The following is a 17,409-nucleotide window of genomic DNA, read 5'->3' on the forward strand; positions in this document are numbered from 1 at the left end:
GTGCACCGACCCGACGAGTGGTGGCGAGGCGCCGCGATCTACCAGGTCTATGTGCGCAGCTTCGCCGACGCGAACGGCGACGGCGTGGGCGATCTGGCGGGGGTCCGCTCCCGGCTGCCGTACCTGGCCGAACTCGGAGTCGACGCGCTCTGGTTCAGCCCCTGGTATGCCTCGCCGATGGCGGACGGCGGCTACGACGTCGCCGACTACCGCGCCATCCACCCGGCCTTCGGCCGGCTCCAGGAGGCCGAGCAGCTGATCGCGCAGGCGCTGGACCACGGTATCCGCACCATCGTCGACGTCGTCCCCAACCACGTCTCCGACCAGCACCCGTGGTTCCGGCAGGCGCTCGACGCCGGCCCCGACTCGCCGGAGCGTGCGCGCTTCTGGTTCCGCCCCGGACGCGGCGCGAACGGTGAACTGCCGCCCAACAACTGGCAGTCGCAGTTCGGCGGCGCGGCCTGGTCCAGGATCCCCGACGGCCAGTGGTACCTTCACCGCTTCGCCGCCGGGCAGCCCGACCTGAACTGGCAGCACCCCGAGGTGCGCCGCGAGCACGAGGATGTCCTGCGCTTCTGGTTCGACCGCGGCGCGGCCGGGGTACGGATCGACTCGGCCGCCGAGGTGATCAAGGATCCCGCGCTGCCCGACCTGGTGGAGGGGCGCCATCCGCACCCCTACTTCGACCGGGACGAGATCCACGACGTCTACCGGGAGTGGCGCAAGGTCGCCGAGTCGTACGCTCCGCCGCGCGCGCTGATCGGCGAGGTCTGGCTGCCCGACCCCGAGCGGTTCGCCCGCTACCTGCGCCCCGACGAGCTGCACACCGCCTTCAACTTCGGCTTCCTGACCTGCCCTTGGGACGCCGAGCGGCTGCGCGAGGCGATCACCACGACGCTGGCCGCGCACGCCCCGGTCGGCGCGCCCGCCACCTGGGTGCTGGCCAACCACGACGTCACCCGGACCGTGACCCGCTACGGACGGGCGGAGACCGGCTTCGACTTCGCGGCCAAGGCGCACGGCATTCCCACCGACCTGGAGTCCGGCCGGCGCCGCGCGCGGGCGGCGGCGCTGCTCAGCCTGGCGCTGCCCGGCTCCGTCTACCTCTACCAGGGTGAGGAGTTGGGGCTGCCGGAGGTCGAGGATCTGCCCGCCGCCGTGATCGAGGACCCGATGTTCCACCGCACCGGTGGCGCCGACCCGGGCCGCGACGGCTGCCGGGTGCCGCTGCCCTGGGCCGGTTCGGCACCACCGTTCGGCTTCAGCCCGAGCGAAGCGCCCGCACCGGCCGCCACGTCGTGGCTGCCGCAGCCGGACTGCTGGGCGGAGCTGACCGTCGATCGGCAGGCTGCGGACCCGCACTCGATGCTGAACCTCTACCGCAGCGCACTGCGCCTGCGGCACGCCGAGCCCGGCCTCGGCGACGGCCCGATGACGTGGCTGCCGAGCGAGCCCGAGACCCTCGCCTTCACCCGCGGGCCCGGGTTCGTCTGTGTCGCGAACCTGGGCAAGACATCCGCCTCGCTGCCCGCCCACCGCCAGGTGCTGCTCAGCAGCGCTGAGTTGACGGAGGGTCAGCTCCCCCCGGACGCGGCCGCCTGGCTGCGCCCGGCCTGACCCGGGGATGCCGCTGCGGGGCCTCACTCGTGCGGGGAGCGGTGGTCAGCCTCCGCGGAGCCGTCCGCCGCTTCGATGCCGAGTTCGGCGATCAGGCCGCGGACGCGCCGCTCGATCTCGTCGCGGATCGGGCGGACCGCCTCGATGCCCTGGCCGGCCGGGTCCGCGAGCCGCCAGTCCAGGTAGCGCTTGCCGGGGAAGTAGGGGCAGGCGTCGCCGCAGCCCATGGTGATCACCACGTCGGAGGTCTGCACGGCCTCGGTGGTCAGCACCTTCGGTGTCTCGGCGGAGATGTCGATGCCGACCTCGCGCAGCGCCTCGACGGCGGCGGGGTTCACCGCGTCGGCGGGGGCGGACCCGGCCGAGCGGACCTGCACCCGGTCCCCGGCGAGGTGGGTGAGGAGGGCGGCGGCCAGCTGGGACCGCCCGGCATTGTGCACGCAGACGAACAGCACGGACGGAACGGCGGGAGCACTCACGGCAGGGTTCCTCCTTGAACGGGACAGACGGGACAGCGCTGGGAGAGCGAGGTCAGTGGCCGGAGGCGGCGAGCTGCTGCTCGCCGGGCGGGGCGACGAGCTCCTCGTCGGACGCCGCGGGTCGGCCGAAGCAGACCGCGACGAGGGCCACGGCGACGGCGGCGCCGATGAGTTGGGCGCCGATGAACGGCAGCACGCTGGCGGGGGCGATACCGGCGAAGGTGTCGGTGAAGGCCCTGCCGATGGTGACGGCCGGGTTGGCGAAGCTGGTGGAGGAGGTGAACCAGTAGGCCGCGCCGATGTAGCAGGCGACCGCGGCCGGGGCGAAGGGCGCGCGGCCGGTGCGGCCCAGGCCGAGGATCAGCAGGACCAGGCCGGCGGTCGCCACCACCTCGCCCAGCCACAGGTGCGGGGCCGAGCGGTCATGGGTGGAGAAGCGGACGAGCGGCTCGGCGAACATCGCGTCCGCGAGCACCGAGCCGCCGATCGCACCGGCGATCTGCGCGGGTACGTAGGCGGCGACCTCGCGCGGCCTGACCCCCTCGCCGCCGCGCCGACCGGTCCACCAGGCCGCGAGGGTGACGGCGGGGTTGAAGTGCGCGCCGGAGACCGGGCCGAGCAGGGCGATCAGTACCCCGAGGCCGAACACGGTCGCCAGCGAGTTGGCCAGCAGTTGCACGCCGACGTCCTGGGAGAGCTTGGCGGCCTGGATGCCGGAGCCGACCACCACCGCGACCAGCGCGCCCGTCCCGAGGAACTCGACGGCGGCCCGGCGCCCGAGAGGGGCTGTCGTCAGGGTCATCGGGAGCCGCCGGGGGCGGCCGGGGCTTCGAGGAGCGCGGAGAGTCGGGCCAGGGCGGCGGGCAGCACCCAGTAGTAGACCCAGGTCCCGCGCCGCTCGGAGTCGACCAGGCCGGCCTCGCGCAGCACCTTGAGGTGGTGGGAGATCGTCGGCTGGGACACGTCGAACGGGCCGGTCAGGTCGCAGACACACGCCTCGCCGCCCTCGTGCGAGGCGATCAGCGACAGGAGCCGCAGCCGGACCGGGTCTGCCAGGGCCTTGAACATCCTCGCCAGTTCGACGGCGGCCTCGTCACCCAGCGGTTCGCGGACCAGCGGCGAGCAGCACGCCGCCGCCTCGCCCGGGCCGCCCTGGCCGAGCACCTGCAACTTCAGATTCGACATGCATCTATATTGACGTTCTTCTATGCGACTGGCAACCTCGACTGTATCGACAGTCGTCGATGCAACGTCGGATCAGGGGAGACTGCCATGTCCCGCGTCCAGCTCGCCCTTCGGGTCGCCGACCTCGAAGGCTCGATCGCCTTCTATGCCAAGCTGTTCGGCGCCGAACCCGCCAAGCGCCGCCCCGGCTACGCGAACTTCGCCATCGCCGAGCCCCCGCTCAAGCTCGTCCTGATCGAGGGGACGGCGGGCGAGGACACCCGCCTCGACCACCTCGGCGTCGAGGTCGAGACCGGCGAGCAGGTGGCCGCGGCGACGTCCCGGCTGGCCGAGCTGGGGCTCGCCACGCTGGAGGAGCAGGACGCGACCTGCTGCTATGCCGTCCAGGACAAGGTCTGGGTGCACGGCCCCGGCCGGGAGCCGTGGGAGGTCTACGTGGTCAAGGCCGACGCGGACGCAATGACCGGGCAGGCAGACGGCCGTTGCTGCGCCACCACCTCGGCCGGGGTGCCCGAGGCGGCGGAGTCCAGCTGCTGCTGAGCGGCGTCGACCTATGCGGCCCAGCCGGGGCCCAGCCGGCGGCTCAGCGCACCTGGATGCCGATGATGCAGGTGTCGTCGTCGGTGTCCGCACTGCTGTGGGTCAGCAGGTGGTCGAGTCGGCGGTCCAGCGGGATGCCGCCGTCGGGTCGGCCGGCCGCCTTGGCGGTGGCCAGCAGGTGGCCCAGCGACTGGGCCAGCGAGCGGTCCTTGCGCTCGATCAGGCCGTCCGTGTAGAGCAGCAGGGTGTCGCCGGTCTCCAGCCGGGTCTGGAGCTCCTCGTACTCGGCGTCGGCGATGGCGCCGAGCAGCAGGCCGCCGGCCATCGGGAGGGTGTCGGCCTGGTCACCGCGCAGCAGGACGGGCGGGAGGTGCCCGGCCCGCGCCCAGCGCAGGGTGCGGCTGTCGGGGTCGTAGAGGGCGCAGATGGCGGTGGCGGTGACGTTGTCGGTCAGGTCGTGGGTCACGGTGTTGAGCCAGCCGAGGAGTTGGGCCGGGCCCGCCCCGGTGGCGGCGAGGCCGCGCAGGGCGTTGCGCAGGGCGACCATGCCGGTCGCGGCCTCGATGCCGTGGCCCGCGATGTCACCGACGCACAGCAGTACCTGCCCGCTGGGCAGGACGACCGCGTCGTACCAGTCGCCGCCGACCAGGTGGTCCTTCTCGGCGGGGCGGTAGCGGACCGCGATGTCCAGCCCGCCGATGTCGATCGGGCCGCGGCTGGGCGGCATGATGGCGTGCTGCAACTGCCGGGCCAGGCGGTTGTGTTCGGCCGACTGCTGCTCGCTGTGGGCGAGTTGGTCGCGGGTCGCGGCGAGCGCCACCTCCGTCCAGTGCTGCGCGGAGACGTCCTGGTAGGCCCCGCGCACCGTGATCGGGCCGCCGTCCTGCGAACCGCCGTCCTGCGAACCGCCGTCCTGCGGGTCGGCCTCCTGCGGGCCGGCGTGCGGGACGGGCTCCGCGACCACCCGGATATGGCGGGCGTTGCCGTCGGGGCGCTGCAGGCGGAAGGCGGTGGAGGAGGGGCGCCGGTGGTGCAGGAGGGTGCGCAGGAAGCGGCCGATGGCGGCCCCGTCGTCGGGATGGGCGTGCGCCGCCAGCTGCGTCAGCGGGATCGGGGTGGCCGTGACGGGGAGCCCGTAGAGCTCGAACAGCGTGCTGTTCCAGGTCAGTTCGCCCGTGCTGAGGTTCTCCTCGAAGCCGCCGATCCGGCCCAGTCGCTGGGCGTGCTGGAGCAGGTTCGCCAACCGCGCGGCCTGGTCCTGGACCCGCCAGATCAGCAGCACGCGGTCGCCGTGTCGACTGAGGCTGACGTCGGCCACCGCGGTGAGCGGCACCTGGTCGACGGTGACGGTCAGGCTCATCCGCTCGGCTCGGAACGGCTCGCCGGTGGCGTGGACGTGTTGGACCTGGTCGAAGAGTCCGCCGCTCTGCGCCGCCAGCGGATACGCCTCCAGCAGGAACGCCCCGGCGACCGAGCTGCGCGGGCGTCCGGCGAAGTCGACGAAACGGTCGTTGAGGTGCTCGATCCGGAAGTCGGCCAGCCGGCCCTGGTGATCGCGGTGCGGCCGCAGCAGCAGCGCGGGGTCGTTCAACCCGTTGGTGAGGTTGAGGAGTTCGGTGAGCAGCGGGTCCGCTGATGTGCGGGCGTCCAGGGCGCGGGTGTCCAGGGTGTGCGCGCAGAGTTCGGCCAGCGCGTCGATCTGGCGCCGGATCCGGGATGCCTGCGGTTCGAGGGCGTGCGGCCAGCAGATCTCCAGCACGCCGACGAGGTGCCCGTTGCGCAGAGCCGGCGCGGCCACCCGGCCGCCCGCCGCGTGCTGGTGACCGATCGAGGCCGATCCGGCCTCGCTCAGGGTGGCGAACCAGAGCGTTTCGCGCTGCGCCACGGCGCGCCCGGCCGGGGTGCCCACGCCGGGCGGTACGTAGTGCCAGCGCGCGGCCTCCTGGGGGGCGAAGCCGGCGTCGCCGACGAGCGTGAGCGACCCGTCGCCGCCGACCGCCCAGATGGCGACGGCCACCGCGCCCAGCGGCGCCAGCGCGTGATCCAGCAGCGATCGCGCGACGGCCTGGGCGTCACCGGCGGCCAGCGCACCGCTCTCGGCCGTGCGCAGGCGAAGGGCGACGGACGCGGCGGACGCGACGGACGGGCCCGCCACGTCCGTGACTGCTGGGGGGCGGGCGGCTTCGGTCAGCCCGTCGCGGGCGGCCTGGTCGGTGATCTCGGCGGCCAGCTCCAGGACCGACCGGCCGGCCGCCTCGGCGAGCCCCTCCAGCTGCCGGGCCGCCTGCGCGGGCCCGTACTGCAACCGCTCGACCAGGATGCCCTTGGCGAGCTCGATCAGCGCCCGGCCGTCGGCTGCGGCCTGTGCCTCGTGGACCTCGCGCCGCAGCCGCTCGACGGTGGAGGCCAGCCGCCCGATGCCGGCAGCGGCGCCGGCGTCAGTGGTGTCGGCGTCACCGGCGTCGGTGGCGGCGACGGGAGCGGTCGCTCCGGGCTGCTGGGAGATCTGCACTGCGGCGCTCCTGACGGATGCTCGATACTGCGGGACCGGCGGGGGATGGCGGGCGCTGCTACCCGCGCAGCCAGCGCCGGATGCAGGCGATCAGGTCACCGGCGTCGACGGGCTTGGTGATGTAGTCGCTGGCGCCGGAGGCCAGGCTCTTCTCCCGGTCTCCGGGCATCGCCTTGGCCGTCACCGCGATGATCGGCAGCTCGGCATACTGCGGCATGGCCCGGATGGCCGCGGTGGCGGCGTAGCCGTCCATCTCCGGCATCATCACGTCCATCAGGATGAGGTCGATGCCGCTGTGGGCGGCCAGCCGCTCGATCCCGGCGCGGCCGTTCTCCGCGTGCAGCACGGTCAGTCCGTGCAGCTCCAGGATTCCGGTGATGGCGTAGAGGTTGCGGGCGTCGTCGTCGACGACCAGCACGGTGGCCCCGGTCGGCTCCGCGCCGACCTGCTGGGTGACGGCCCGCGCCGCGTCCTCGGTGCGGACCAGCGGCAGGACGTCGCCGGGCTGGTAGGCGTTGAGGTGCAGGGCGATCCGCTCGCGCAACTCGTCCAGGCTGGAGAGCAGTTCCAGGGGCTGGGTGGCGGCGCGGGATTGCAGGGCCCGCTCCTGGTCCGCGCCCAGGCGCCGGTTGTTGTGGGCCAGCACCGGGACCTGGCGCAGGCCGGCGTCCCGTTCCAGCTCCGCCAGGAAGCGCAGCGCGGCCCCGTCGGCCAGGTCCAGCTCCAGGACCACGCAGTGGCACGCCTCGGCGGCCAGTGCGGCGGCCGCCTCGTGCACGCCGACGGCGCTGACCAGCTCCACCGGCCCGCGCGGGTCCCCGGGGTCGCGGTTGTCGGCGAGGTCGGCGACCGCGCTCTCGGCCACCAGGGACAGCAGGCCGCGCGGACGCTCCTCCACGACCAGCAGGCGGCGGCGCTGCTGGGGGAGCGCGGTTCCCCGGCGGGGCCCGCTCGGCTCGTCGGCGGGTGCGGCGTCGGAGCCCGGCGAGGTGCGGGCTGCGCCGCCGCCCGGCCGGTCGGTGAACTCGGGCCGCTCGGTGGGCAGATAGAGGGTGAAGGTGCTGCCCTGGCCCAGGGTGCTGCTGGCGGTGATGGCGCCACCGAGCAGGCAGGCGATCTCCCGGCTGATGGAGAGGCCGAGCCCCGTTCCGCTGTACTTGCGGCTGGTGGTCCCGTCGGCCTGCTGGAACGCGCCGAAGACCGACTGCAGTTGCTGCTCGGGGATGCCGATCCCGGTGTCCACCACGTGGAAGGCCAGCACCGGACCGCCCTGGCCGGCGGGCTCGGGGAGCCGCGTGGGGTCCGCGGGTTCGATGCGCAGCTCGACGCTGCCGCGCTCGGTGAACTTCACCGCGTTGGACAGCAGGTTGCGCAGGACCTGACGCAACCGGTAGTCGTCGGTGAGGAGTTCGGCCGGCACGCCGGGGGCGGTGCTGATCCGGAAGTCCAGCGACTTCTGGCCGGTCAGCGGCCGGAAGGTGGCCTCGATGTAGTCGAGCAGCCGGCGCAGCGGGATGCGCTCGGGGTCGATGTCCATCTTGCCCGCCTCGACCTTGGAGAGGTCCAGGATGTCGTTGATCAGCTGGAGCAGGTCGGAGCCCGCGGAGTGGATGATCCCGGCGTACTCGACCTGCTTGGCCGACAGGTTGCGGGTGGGGTTCTGGGCGAGCAACTGGGCCAGGATGAGCAGGCTGTTGAGCGGGGTGCGCAGCTCGTGGCTCATGTTGGCGAGGAACTCGGACTTGTACTTGGAGGCGAGGGCGAGTTGGTGGGCGCGGTCCTCCAGCTCCTGGCGGGCCTGCTCGATCTCCAGGTTCTTGGTCTCGATGTCTCGGTTCTGCGCCGCCAGCAGCGCCGCCTTCTCCTCCAACTCGGCGTTGGATGACTGGAGTTCCTCCTGGCGTGCCTGCAACTCACCTGATCTGGACTGAAGTTCACCGGCAAGCCGCTGGGACTCGTCGAGCAGCTCGTCGGTGCGGGCGTTGGCCATGATGGTGTTGACGTTGACGCCGATGGTCTCCATCAGCTGGTCGAGGAAGTCGCGGTGGATCTGGGTGAAGCTGTGCACGGTGGCGAGTTCGATGGCGCCGAGCACCTGGTCCTCGACCACGATCGGCAGCACGATCAGGGCGGCCGGTGAGGCCTGGCCGAGGCCGGAGGAGATGGTCACGTAGCCCGGCGGCAGGTCGTCGACGGAGATCGTGCGCCTGCTGCGGGCGGCCTGGCCGACCAGCGAGTGGCCCAGCCGGTAGCGGGCGGACCGGCGGACGTCGAGCGGGTAGCCGTAGGGGGCGACCAGGGCGAGCTCGGTGCCGCCCGGGGTCTCCTCGGCGAGGTAGAAGGCGCCGTACTGGGCCGAGACCAGCGGGGCGAGCTCGTCCATGATCAGCTCGGCCACCACGGCGAGATCGCGCCGGCCCTGCATCAGCGCCGAGATCCGGGCCAGGTTGGTCTTGAGCCAGTCCTGGTCCTGGTTGGCCCGGGTGGTCTGGCGCAGCGACTCCACCATGGAGTTGATGTTGTCCTTGAGGTCCCCGACCTCGCCCGGCGCGTCGACCGTGATCGAGAGGGTGAGGTCGCCCTCGGCAACGGCGCTGGTGACCTCGGCGATCGCGCGGACCTGGCGGGTCAGGTTGCCGGCCAGCTCGTTGACGTTCTCGGTCAGCCGCTTCCAGGTGCCCGAGATGCCCTCCACCTCGGCCTGGCCGCCGAGCCGGCCCTCGCTGCCGACCTCGCGGGCGACGCGGGTGACCTCGGCGGCGAAGGCGGAGAGCTGGTCGACCATCGTGTTGATGGTCGTCTTGAGCTCCAGGATCTCGCCGCGCGCGTCGACGTCGATCTTGCGGGTCAGGTCGCCCTGCGCCACCGCGGTGGTGACCTGCGCGATGTTGCGGACCTGGTTGGTCAGGTTGTTCGCCATGAAGTTGACGTTCTCGGTGAGGTCCTTCCAGGTCCCCGCCACATTCGGCACCCGGGCCTGCCCGCCCAGGGTGCCCTCGGTGCCGACCTCGCGGGCGACCCGGGTCACCTCGTCGGCGAACGCCGACAGTGTGTCGACCATGGTGTTGATCACCCCGGCCAGCGCCGCGACCTCGCCCTTGGCCTCGACGGTGATCTTCTGCGAGAGGTCGCCCTTGGCGACCGCCGTCGCCACCTGGGCGATCGAACGGACCTGACCGGTGAGGTTGGACGCCATCACGTTGACGTTGTCGGTGAGGTCCTTCCAGGTGCCCGAGACGCCCCGGACGGTGGCCTGGCCGCCGAGGTAGCCCTCGGTACCGACCTCGCGGGCGACCCGGGTCACCTCGTCAGCGAACGCGGAGAGCTGGTCGACCATCGTGTTGATGGTCTCCTTCAGCTCCATGATCTCCCCGCGCGCGTCCACCCGGATCTTCTGCGAGAGGTCGCCCTTGGCGACCGCCGTCGTCACCTGGGCGATCGAACGGACCTGCGCGGTGAGGTTGTCGGCCATCACGTTGACGGAGTCGGTCAGGTCGCGCCAGGTGCCGGCGACCCCCGGCACCTGCGCCTGGCCGCCGAGCCGGCCCTCGCTGCCGACCTCGCGGGCGACCCGGGTGACCTCCTTCGCGAAGGAGGAGAGCTGGTCGACCATCGTGTTGACGGTGTTCTTGAGCTCCAGGATCTCGCCGCGGGCCGCGACGTCGATCTTCTGCGAGAGGTCGCCCTTGGCCACCGCGGTCGCCACCTGGGCGATGTCGCGGACCTGGCTGGTCAGGTTGCCCGCCATCGCGTTGACGGAGTCGGTGAGGTCCTTCCAGGTGCCCGAGACGCCCGGCACCTCGGCCTGGCCGCCCAGCTGGCCCTCGGTGCCGACCTCGCGGGCGACCCGGGTGACCTCGGAGGTGAACAGCGAGAGCTGGTCGACCATGCCGTTGAAGACGGTGGCGATCTCGCCGAGCAGCCCGTCCGCGTCGTCCGGCAGCCGGGTGCCGAAGTCGCCGTCCCGCACCGCGGTCAGGCCCGCCAGCAGCCGGCGCAGCCCCGGCTCCCCGACGGCTTCGGTGGCCGCCGCACCGTTCCTCCTGGCAGGTGTCCCCGGCGTCGATGTCTCGCTCATGATCGCCCTCAACCCTTCGTCCGTCCACCCACCGGTGCTGCGGACCCGGCGGGTGCCGAGGCGCCGCGGACGACGGACGGACCGTCTCCTCGCGGACCGGTACCAGGCACCGGACAGCATCCGAAAGACGAACCGGGCCGTGGGCGAAGCTACCGCAAACCACTCCCCACCGGCACAGTCCCGACCGGACGAATGGCCGCCGTGGCACGCCGTGCAGCCCCCTGGACCGCGCGGCCCAAGTCGCGCCGACAGCGCGTTGACCTGGACCGCAGCGGGTTTCTCGGGGGAGCGGGGGATCACCGGGGGCCGGTGCGGCGGTGCGTGAGACTTGTCATCTTCGCCGGAGAACAGCTGCGCGGCGCCGATGATCTCCAGCAGCCGGCCCACCGGCCACCCTGCGGGCGGTCAGCGCGCCGGGTCGGGCAGGACGAACTGGTAGCCGCTGTCGATCAGTTGCGGCAGATACGTCTGAAGGGCGCTGACGGTCTGCGACCGATCGCCCAGGCCGTCGTGGTTGAGGATGATCGAACCGGTCGTGGCGTTGCTCAGTACCCGGTCGACGATGGCCGAGGTGCCGGGGTTGGACCAGTCCTCGGGATCGACGGACCAGGAGATGGGTGCGAGCCCGAGATCCCCGCAGACGGCCATGGCGGCGTGGGTGAAGTAGCCGCCCGGCGCACGGAACAGGGTCGGCGAAGTCCCGTCCGTGACCTGCGCGATGATGTCGCTGGTCCGTTGGATCTCGTCGCGGGTCTGGTCGGCCGAGAGGGTGCCCAGGTCCACGTGCGACCAGGTGTGGTTGCCGATCAGGTGGCCCTCGTCGTGGACTTGGCGCGCGACGTCCGGGTACTGGTCGACGTTGGAACCGACCATGAAGAACGTCGCCGTGACGCCGTACTGCCGAAGGATGCTCAGAACCTGCGGCGTGTAGTCGGCACTTGGTCCGTCGTCGATCGTCAGGGCCAGCGCCATGGACCCGGCGTGCACATAGTATTCGGGGTCCGCGGCGGAGTCGTCCATCGGCGCACGAGGCGTGCCGGACGCTCTGGTCAGTGCTGTTTTGGCTAACGGGGCTGCCGCGGCGCGCCCGATGCCGCACAGCGAGAAGACCGCCAGGCTGCCGGCGGTGAGCAGGTGTCGCCGCGAGGGGCGATTGGTTATACCAGTACGAGTCATCACGATCGCAGTATCACCATCCGCCGCGCCGGCCCGCAGATCGAGTAGTCCCCTCAGGTGACCGCGCTGCCACCGACAGTCACGGCGCTGCCGCCAGAGCTGGAGCAGCGCCTGGCAGCCCGGCTGCGGGGGACGGGTGAACGGGGACGGGTGAAGGGGGACGGGTGACGCCGGGCTGGCAGGTGTGCTGTGCTGGATACAGGACCCGGGGGCCGACCGCTCAGCAGGGAGTAACCGATGACCAGGGAATCCGACGACGCCAGGGCTGACGGGGTCTACCAGCCGGACGGTAGCGAGGTGACCGCGGACGAAGGCATTCTGGACTCGGCGGACACCCTCAGTGATCGCGAGGCCGACCCGTTCGATGAGGGCTGGTCGCCCCCCGAGTATCCGCTCGCGGTCGAGCGCCGGGGCACCACGGTCCGCGAGCAGCGCGAGGGTGTGAGCCTGGAGCAGCGGCTGGCGGAGGAGGTGCCCGACCCCGCACTGCGCCCGCTCGCGGCGGGGGACGGCATGGGCGACGCGAGCGACACCGACGGTGAGCTCGTCGACGGCGAGGTCGGCGACGACCGTGCGGGTCGGCTGGTCGCACCGGGTGACGGCCGGCAGGGGATGCTGGCGCAGGACGTCGGCATCGACGGAGCGGTCGCCTCCGCGGAGGAGGCCGCCGTTCACGTGGTCTCCGAGGACAGGGTGGACGCCTCCTGAGACCCCACAGCCCTCAGATAGCCCTCAGGACCGACGGCCCGTAGGCCGTAGCCCTTCAGGCCGCCTGTTCGGGGGCGAGCGGCAGTTCCGGCTCCGCGGTCGGCAGAGCGAGTTCCCCAGTGAGCATCTGCAGCGGTGGTTGCTCGGTTGGTCGTGGGCTGAACACCTGGTCCTCGAATCGGCCGAGCAGCAGCAGCACGCCGAGGAGGAGCGGAGGTATCAGCAGGGCGAAAACAATCATCGCGTCACGTCCCGGGAGACGGGGACGGGGTCTTTGCCCGCCTGCTCCGCCACCGTATCCCAGACCGGCGGGGACGGCGCTCCGGGCAGGACGGGCCGGCTGAATCCCGGCAGAATCCCGGCAGAGGACGGCCACGAAAAGTCGATTGCCGATCTTCGCGAGTGTGCCGAGAATCGACCGGATGAGGGATGTACTGACAGCTGATCAGATCGAGCGGTTCGTCCTGGACGGTTTCGTCCGCCTGCCGGAGGCGTTTTCGCGCTCACTGGCAGAGGAGTGCCGGGCGTTCCTGTGGCGCGAGACCGGGCTCGACCCGGACGACCCGGCGGCCTGGACCGAGCCGGTCGTCAGGCTCGGCGGCTACGCGGACGAGCCGTTCCAGCGGGCGGCCGGCTCCGAGCGCCTCCACGGCGCCTTCGACCAGCTCGTCGGCCCGGGCCGCTGGGCGCCACGCGTCGGCCTGGGCACCTTCCCCATCCGCTTCCCGCACCCCGCCGACCCGGGCGATACCGGCTGGCACATGGACGGCAGCTACACCCCCGAAGGCGAGGCGGGATACTGGCTCAACATCAACTCGCGCGGCCGGGCGCTGCTGATGCTCTTCCTCTTCTCCGACATCGACGCCGAGACCGCGCCGACCAGGATCAAGGTCGGCTCGCACCTGGACGTCCCGTCGTTCCTGCGGCCTGCCGGCGATCGGGGCATGGACGTCTTCACCCTCTGCGCGGCCATGGACGAGGCCGACATGCTCGACGCCCCGCAACGGCCGCTGGCACTCGCCACCGGGCAGGCCGGTGACGTCTACCTCTGCCACCCGTTCCTGATCCACGCTGCTCAGGCCAATCACGGCACCGCCCCGCGCTTCATGGCCCAGCCCCCGCTGCTGCCGTCCGGCCAGGCCGACCTTCTCGACCTGGACCGCCGCGACGGCATCCACTCCCCGGTCGAGCGCGCGGTCCGACTGGGCCTCGGCCTGGCGTAGCCACGGCTGTCGGGCTTCGCGTGGTCGTCCGCGGGCATCACCGCTACGGTCGGCTGGTGCGCCTCGCCGTCCTCGCGACTCTCGATGGGTCGCCGATCTCGCCGACCGCAGGAACCTCGCCGACCCGTGAGCGGGCTCACGCCGGGGCGGTCCAGGCGGCGCGGGAGCGGGTGAGCAGCATGGCGGTGAGGGTGCCCGCCGCGAGCAGGACGGCGGCCAGCAGCAGCGCGAGCCCGGGGTGGCCGTGCAGCACGGCGAAGCCGCCGACGAGGGCGCCGAGGAACATCGCCGCCGCCGAGAGCAGCCGGCGTCCGGCCCGCCCGCCCGGCCCGCCGGCCAGTCGGCTGTCAGCGGCGGCGCCGGCGATGGTCAGGGTCAGCACGGTGGTGGTGAGGTCCGGGACGGCCAGGGCCCGCGCGGCGGCGTTCTGTACCCCCATGGCGAGGCCGAGCAGGACGATCAGCAGGTAGCGGGGGCCTTCGCCGTACGGCTGGTCGGCCAGCTGGGTGACGAGGAGGGCGCCGGCCACCAGGACGGTCTCGACGGCCAGGGTCAGTCGCAGGACTCGGGCTCGGTGGCGGCTGGCGCTATGGGCGAGGCGGCCGCCGAGCAGTGCGCCGAGGCTGAAGGCCGCGAGCGCCGCGACCGAGGCGGCGAGGGAGAACCCGGTGGCCCCGGCTATCGCGAACCCGGAGAAGACGATGTTGCCGGTCATGTTGGCGACGAAGACGTGGCCGAGGGTGAGGTAGCTGAAGGCGTCGATGAGGCCGGTGACGACGGTGAGGGCGAGCATCAGCGGCGGCAGCGGACCGTGCGGGTCGTCCCGGTCGGGCACCATGGTGGACCACGCCTCGCGCAGTACGGCAGACACAGCAACTCCGATCTCCGGGCCCGCCGGTTGGCGGGCCGACTGTCAGCTACCAGCCTGCGGGCCCGGAGATCGGTCTGTCCACGATGGGTCCCTACGCTGATGCGATCGGGTTCCAGGAAGCCCGCAGGTCGCTGAGGCGCTTGCGCTGCTCCGCGATCCAGCCTTCCGGCAGGTTGATCGGGTCGCCGTGGCACGTCCGCCCCTGCCCGCGACGAGTGGTGTGGCCTCGTCGCGGGCAGGGGCGGACACCGGTGTGCTCGTCAGGACCGGTGGGCCGCCGCCCGGCGCAGGTCGTCGAGACCGTCCGCGAGGAAGCGGCGCAGGTGCGGGGCGAGGTCGGTGCGGGCCAGGCACTGCTCGGCCGCGCTGATCGTGGTGGCGTCGGCCGCGCCCGCCGGGAACAGCGCGCTGCCCAGGGCCTTGGCGATCGCGCCGCCGCGCTCGCCGGCGGCCGCGATCTGCTCGAAGTACCTTCGCACGTAGGCCTGCTGGGTGGACGGCGAACCGGACCGCCAGAAGCCCCCGGCGGTCGCGGTCAGCTGGTGGTTGGAGAGCGCGCCGGGGGTGAACAGCAGCTCCCAGGCGCGCTCCTTGGCCGCGTCGTCGGCGAGCGCGGCCCGGGCGCGGGCCGCGCCCTGCTCGCCGGTGTTGCTGGGATCGGCGGACAGCTCGGCGGCGATCTGCCCCTCGTCGGCGGCGCCGAGAGCGGCGAGCCGGGTCAGCGCGGCCCAGCGCAGCTTGGCGTCGAATTCCAGGCGATCCGCCGCATCGTGCGCCTGGCCGTCCGCCGCACCGTGCGCCTGGCCGTCCGCCTGGCCGTCCGCCCGGCTGTGCGGCAGGTCGCGGCCGGCGAGCCAGCCGGTGAGCTCGGCGAGCTGCTCTTCGCCCGAGGCAGTGGCGATCACCGTCTGCAGGGCGGCGATCCGCAGGCCCCGACCGGCGCCCGGACGGGTGAGCAGGGCCCGCGCGGTGTCGCCGAGCAGGACCAGCGCCTCGGGCCGGTCGGCCGGGGCGAGGTATCGGGCGACGACGTGGTCGAGCGCGAAGGTCAGCACCGCCTCCACGATGCTGTCCGCGCTCTCGCCCGGAAGGTGGGCGGCGACCAGCCGCAGGTAGCCGTCGGCCGACAGCTCGGCGCAGCGGGCCAGGTCGCGGGCGTGCTCCCAGAGGATGGCGCGGGCCAACTCGTCCGTGACGGCGGAGAGCGAGTCCGCGACGGTCGTCGCCGAGTGCTCGTCGAGCCGGATCCGCGCCCAGCTGAGGTCGCCGTCGTTGGGCAGCAGCAGGGCAGGGCGGGCGGTGCCGGCCAGCTCGGGCAGCGGGGTGCGGGCGCCCGGGCCGACCTCGGCGTCCAGCCGCCGGCGCGCCACGATCGCGTCTCCCTCCCACGCGTACACGCCGATCCGCACGCGGTGCGGGCGGCTGCCGTCGTTGACCAGGGTGGCGGAGTTGAGCGTCCCGTCCTGCGCGTCCACCTCGATCCGCAGCGTGTCGACGCCGGTGGTCCGCAGCCAGCGGTCCGCCCACCCGAGCACGTCCGGGCCGTCCTCTGGGTCGCCGGAGCCGCCGTCAGCGGCCTTCGGGCCGTCGGCGCCGCTCAGCGCCGCGAGGAAGTCGCCGAGCTCCGCGTTGCCCCAGCGGTGCTCGGCGAAATACGCGTTGAGCCCGGCGAAGAACCTCTCGTCGCCCAGCCAGTGCACGAGTTGGCGCAGCGTCGCGGCACCCTTGGCGTACGAGATGCCGTCGAAGTTGGACAGCGCCTCGGCGGCGGAGGCCGCGCCGGTGGCGGCGACGGGGTGGGTGCTGGGGCGCTGGTCGGCGTCGTACCCCCAGCCCTTGCGGCAGGCGGCGAACAGCGTCCAGATGCCGTCGTCCCCGACGGTCTCGGCCGCGATCCGGTGGCCGAGCATCTCGGCGAACGACTCGTTCAGCCACACATCGTCCCACCAGGCCAGGGTGACCAGGTCGCCGAACCACATGTGCGCCATCTCGTGGCAGACCACGACGGCTCGCATCGCGCGCTGCACGCCGGTGGGCGCCGAGCGGAACAGCATCTCGTCCTGGAACACCACGCAACCCGGGTTCTCCATCGCGCCCCAGTTGAACTCGGGCACGAACACCTGGTCGTAGCCGCCGAACGGGTAGCGCTCCTCGAACAGTTCGTGCAGCCGGTCGAAGGAGGCCCGGGTCACCGTGAACAACTCCTCGGCCTCGCGGTCGAGTTCGGCGGCGAGCGAGCGGCGGGAGTAGAGGCCCAGCGGGATGCCGTCGTGTTCGGCGTGCACCGAGTGCAGCGGGCCGCCGACCACGGTGACCAAGTACGGGGAGATCGGCCCGACCGGGGCGATCTCCCAGCGGCCGTCGGTGAGTTGACCGGCCTTGCCGTTGCCGATCACCGTCCAGTCGTCGGGTGCGGTGACGGTGAAGGTGAACGGCGCCTTCAGGTCCGGCTGGTCGAAGCAGGCGAAGACCTTCGGGCCCAGGTCGGGGGCGCACGTGGCGTAGACGTACGCGGCGCCGTCGGCCGGGTCGGTGAAGCGGTGCAGGCCCTCGGCGGTGCGGGAGTACACCATGTCGGCCTCGACCAGCAGCTCGTTCTCGGCGGCCAGCGCGGCCAGCGGCAGCCGGTTGCCCTCGTGGGTGCCCAAGTCGAGGGGGAGGCCGTTGAGTTCGGCACGGAGCAGGGTCTCGGGTTCGAGCTCCACGAAGGACTGCGCGCCGGGCTCCGCACAGCCGAACCGGATCACGGTGGTGCTGCGGAAGGTGTGGTCGCCCTGGGTGACGTCCAGGGCGACGGAGTAGGAACGCACGTCGAGCAGGTGGGCCCGGACGGCGGCTTCGGTACGCAGAAGAGCTGGCATTCCGGCATGCTGCCCCAGCCCACGCACGTCGGACAAGGGCTCTCAGTCTCGGAAAACCCGGTGTGCGGCTCGCAGCGGGTTCGCTACAGTCGCAGCAATCGCGCGGCCACGATCGGTGGGCGCGCCGCCGTGACGAGTGAGGGGAGTCCAACCATGCGG

The 17,409-nt window shown here is 72.5% G+C and carries 13 protein-coding genes; 4 read left to right on the plus strand and 9 right to left on the minus strand.

Going from position 1 to position 17,409, the window contains the following annotated elements; translation table 11 throughout:
* On the plus strand, positions 1–1,617 hold the full coding sequence (locus P3T34_RS37530; RefSeq protein WP_280670969.1) for a glycoside hydrolase family 13 protein: 1,617 nt from the start codon (positions 1–3) through the stop codon (positions 1,615–1,617).
* A gap of 23 nt (positions 1,618–1,640) precedes the next feature.
* Here the strand turns inward: P3T34_RS37530 and P3T34_RS37535 are convergent, their stop codons facing one another.
* Genes P3T34_RS37535 through P3T34_RS37545 form a run of 3 tightly spaced genes read right to left on the minus strand, consistent with a single transcriptional unit; the run spans position 1,641 to position 3,281 of the window.
* Positions 1,641–2,096 carry an arsenate reductase ArsC gene (locus tag P3T34_RS37535; protein WP_280670971.1) on the minus strand — a complete coding sequence of 152 codons (456 nt, stop codon included), beginning with the start codon at positions 2,094–2,096 and terminating at the stop codon, positions 1,641–1,643.
* A 52-nt stretch (positions 2,097–2,148) separates the two neighbouring features.
* Positions 2,149–2,898: an aquaporin gene (locus P3T34_RS37540; RefSeq protein WP_280670973.1), complete on the minus strand. Its 750-nt coding sequence runs from the start codon at positions 2,896–2,898 to the stop codon at positions 2,149–2,151.
* Positions 2,895–3,281, minus strand: a complete 387-nt coding sequence (locus P3T34_RS37545; RefSeq protein ID WP_280670975.1) for a metalloregulator ArsR/SmtB family transcription factor — start codon at positions 3,279–3,281, stop codon at positions 2,895–2,897. Before P3T34_RS37545 ends, P3T34_RS37540 begins: the two co-directional genes overlap by 4 nt.
* An 87-nt stretch (positions 3,282–3,368) precedes the next feature.
* On the opposite strand from P3T34_RS37545, the gene P3T34_RS37550 reads away from it, so the two are divergent.
* Positions 3,369–3,821, plus strand: a complete 453-nt coding sequence (locus P3T34_RS37550; protein WP_280670977.1) for an ArsI/CadI family heavy metal resistance metalloenzyme — start codon at positions 3,369–3,371, stop codon at positions 3,819–3,821.
* Positions 3,822–3,864: 43 nt separating this feature from the next.
* Here the strand turns inward: P3T34_RS37550 and P3T34_RS37555 are convergent, their stop codons facing one another.
* The 3 genes from P3T34_RS37555 to P3T34_RS37565 all read right to left on the minus strand — a co-directional run bounded on the left by P3T34_RS37555 (position 3,865) and on the right by P3T34_RS37565 (position 11,431).
* The gene (locus tag P3T34_RS37555) at positions 3,865–6,333 is read right to left on the minus strand and encodes a SpoIIE family protein phosphatase (RefSeq protein ID WP_280670979.1); all 2,469 of its coding nucleotides are present in this window, start codon (positions 6,331–6,333) and stop codon (positions 3,865–3,867) included.
* Positions 6,334–6,391: 58 nt separating this feature from the next.
* The gene (locus P3T34_RS37560) at positions 6,392–10,411 is read right to left on the minus strand and encodes a HAMP domain-containing protein (RefSeq protein WP_280670981.1); all 4,020 of its coding nucleotides are present in this window, start codon (positions 10,409–10,411) and stop codon (positions 6,392–6,394) included.
* Positions 10,412–10,816: 405 nt separating this feature from the next.
* Positions 10,817–11,431: a polysaccharide deacetylase family protein gene (locus P3T34_RS37565; protein WP_280670982.1), complete on the minus strand. Its 615-nt coding sequence runs from the start codon at positions 11,429–11,431 to the stop codon at positions 10,817–10,819.
* Between the two features lie 393 nt (positions 11,432–11,824).
* Here P3T34_RS37565 and P3T34_RS37570 point away from each other — a divergent pair, with 393 nt between their 5' ends.
* Complete coding sequence (locus P3T34_RS37570) at positions 11,825–12,295, plus strand: DUF5709 domain-containing protein (RefSeq protein WP_280670983.1); 471 nt, start codon at positions 11,825–11,827, stop codon at positions 12,293–12,295.
* Between the two features lie 55 nt (positions 12,296–12,350).
* Here the strand turns inward: P3T34_RS37570 and P3T34_RS37575 are convergent, their stop codons facing one another.
* Positions 12,351–12,536 (minus strand): hypothetical protein, encoded by a 186-nt coding sequence (locus P3T34_RS37575; RefSeq protein ID WP_280670985.1) that lies wholly within the window; start codon positions 12,534–12,536, stop codon positions 12,351–12,353.
* Positions 12,537–12,717: 181 nt separating this feature from the next.
* On the opposite strand from P3T34_RS37575, the gene P3T34_RS37580 reads away from it, so the two are divergent.
* Positions 12,718–13,518: a phytanoyl-CoA dioxygenase family protein gene (locus P3T34_RS37580; protein WP_280670987.1), complete on the plus strand. Its 801-nt coding sequence runs from the start codon at positions 12,718–12,720 to the stop codon at positions 13,516–13,518.
* Positions 13,519–13,654: 136 nt separating this feature from the next.
* Here the strand turns inward: P3T34_RS37580 and P3T34_RS37585 are convergent, their stop codons facing one another.
* A complete protein-coding gene (locus P3T34_RS37585; protein ID WP_280670989.1) occupies positions 13,655–14,389 on the minus strand; it encodes a YoaK family protein in 735 nt (244 codons plus the stop codon).
* A gap of 260 nt (positions 14,390–14,649) precedes the next feature.
* Positions 14,650–17,250: an aminopeptidase N gene (gene pepN / locus P3T34_RS37590; RefSeq protein ID WP_280670991.1), complete on the minus strand. Its 2,601-nt coding sequence runs from the start codon at positions 17,248–17,250 to the stop codon at positions 14,650–14,652.
* Positions 17,251–17,409: the final 159 nt, after the last annotated feature.

It is taken from the genome of Kitasatospora sp. MAP12-44 (assembly GCF_029892095.1).
Taxonomy (GTDB): Bacteria; Actinomycetota; Actinomycetes; order Streptomycetales; family Streptomycetaceae; genus Kitasatospora.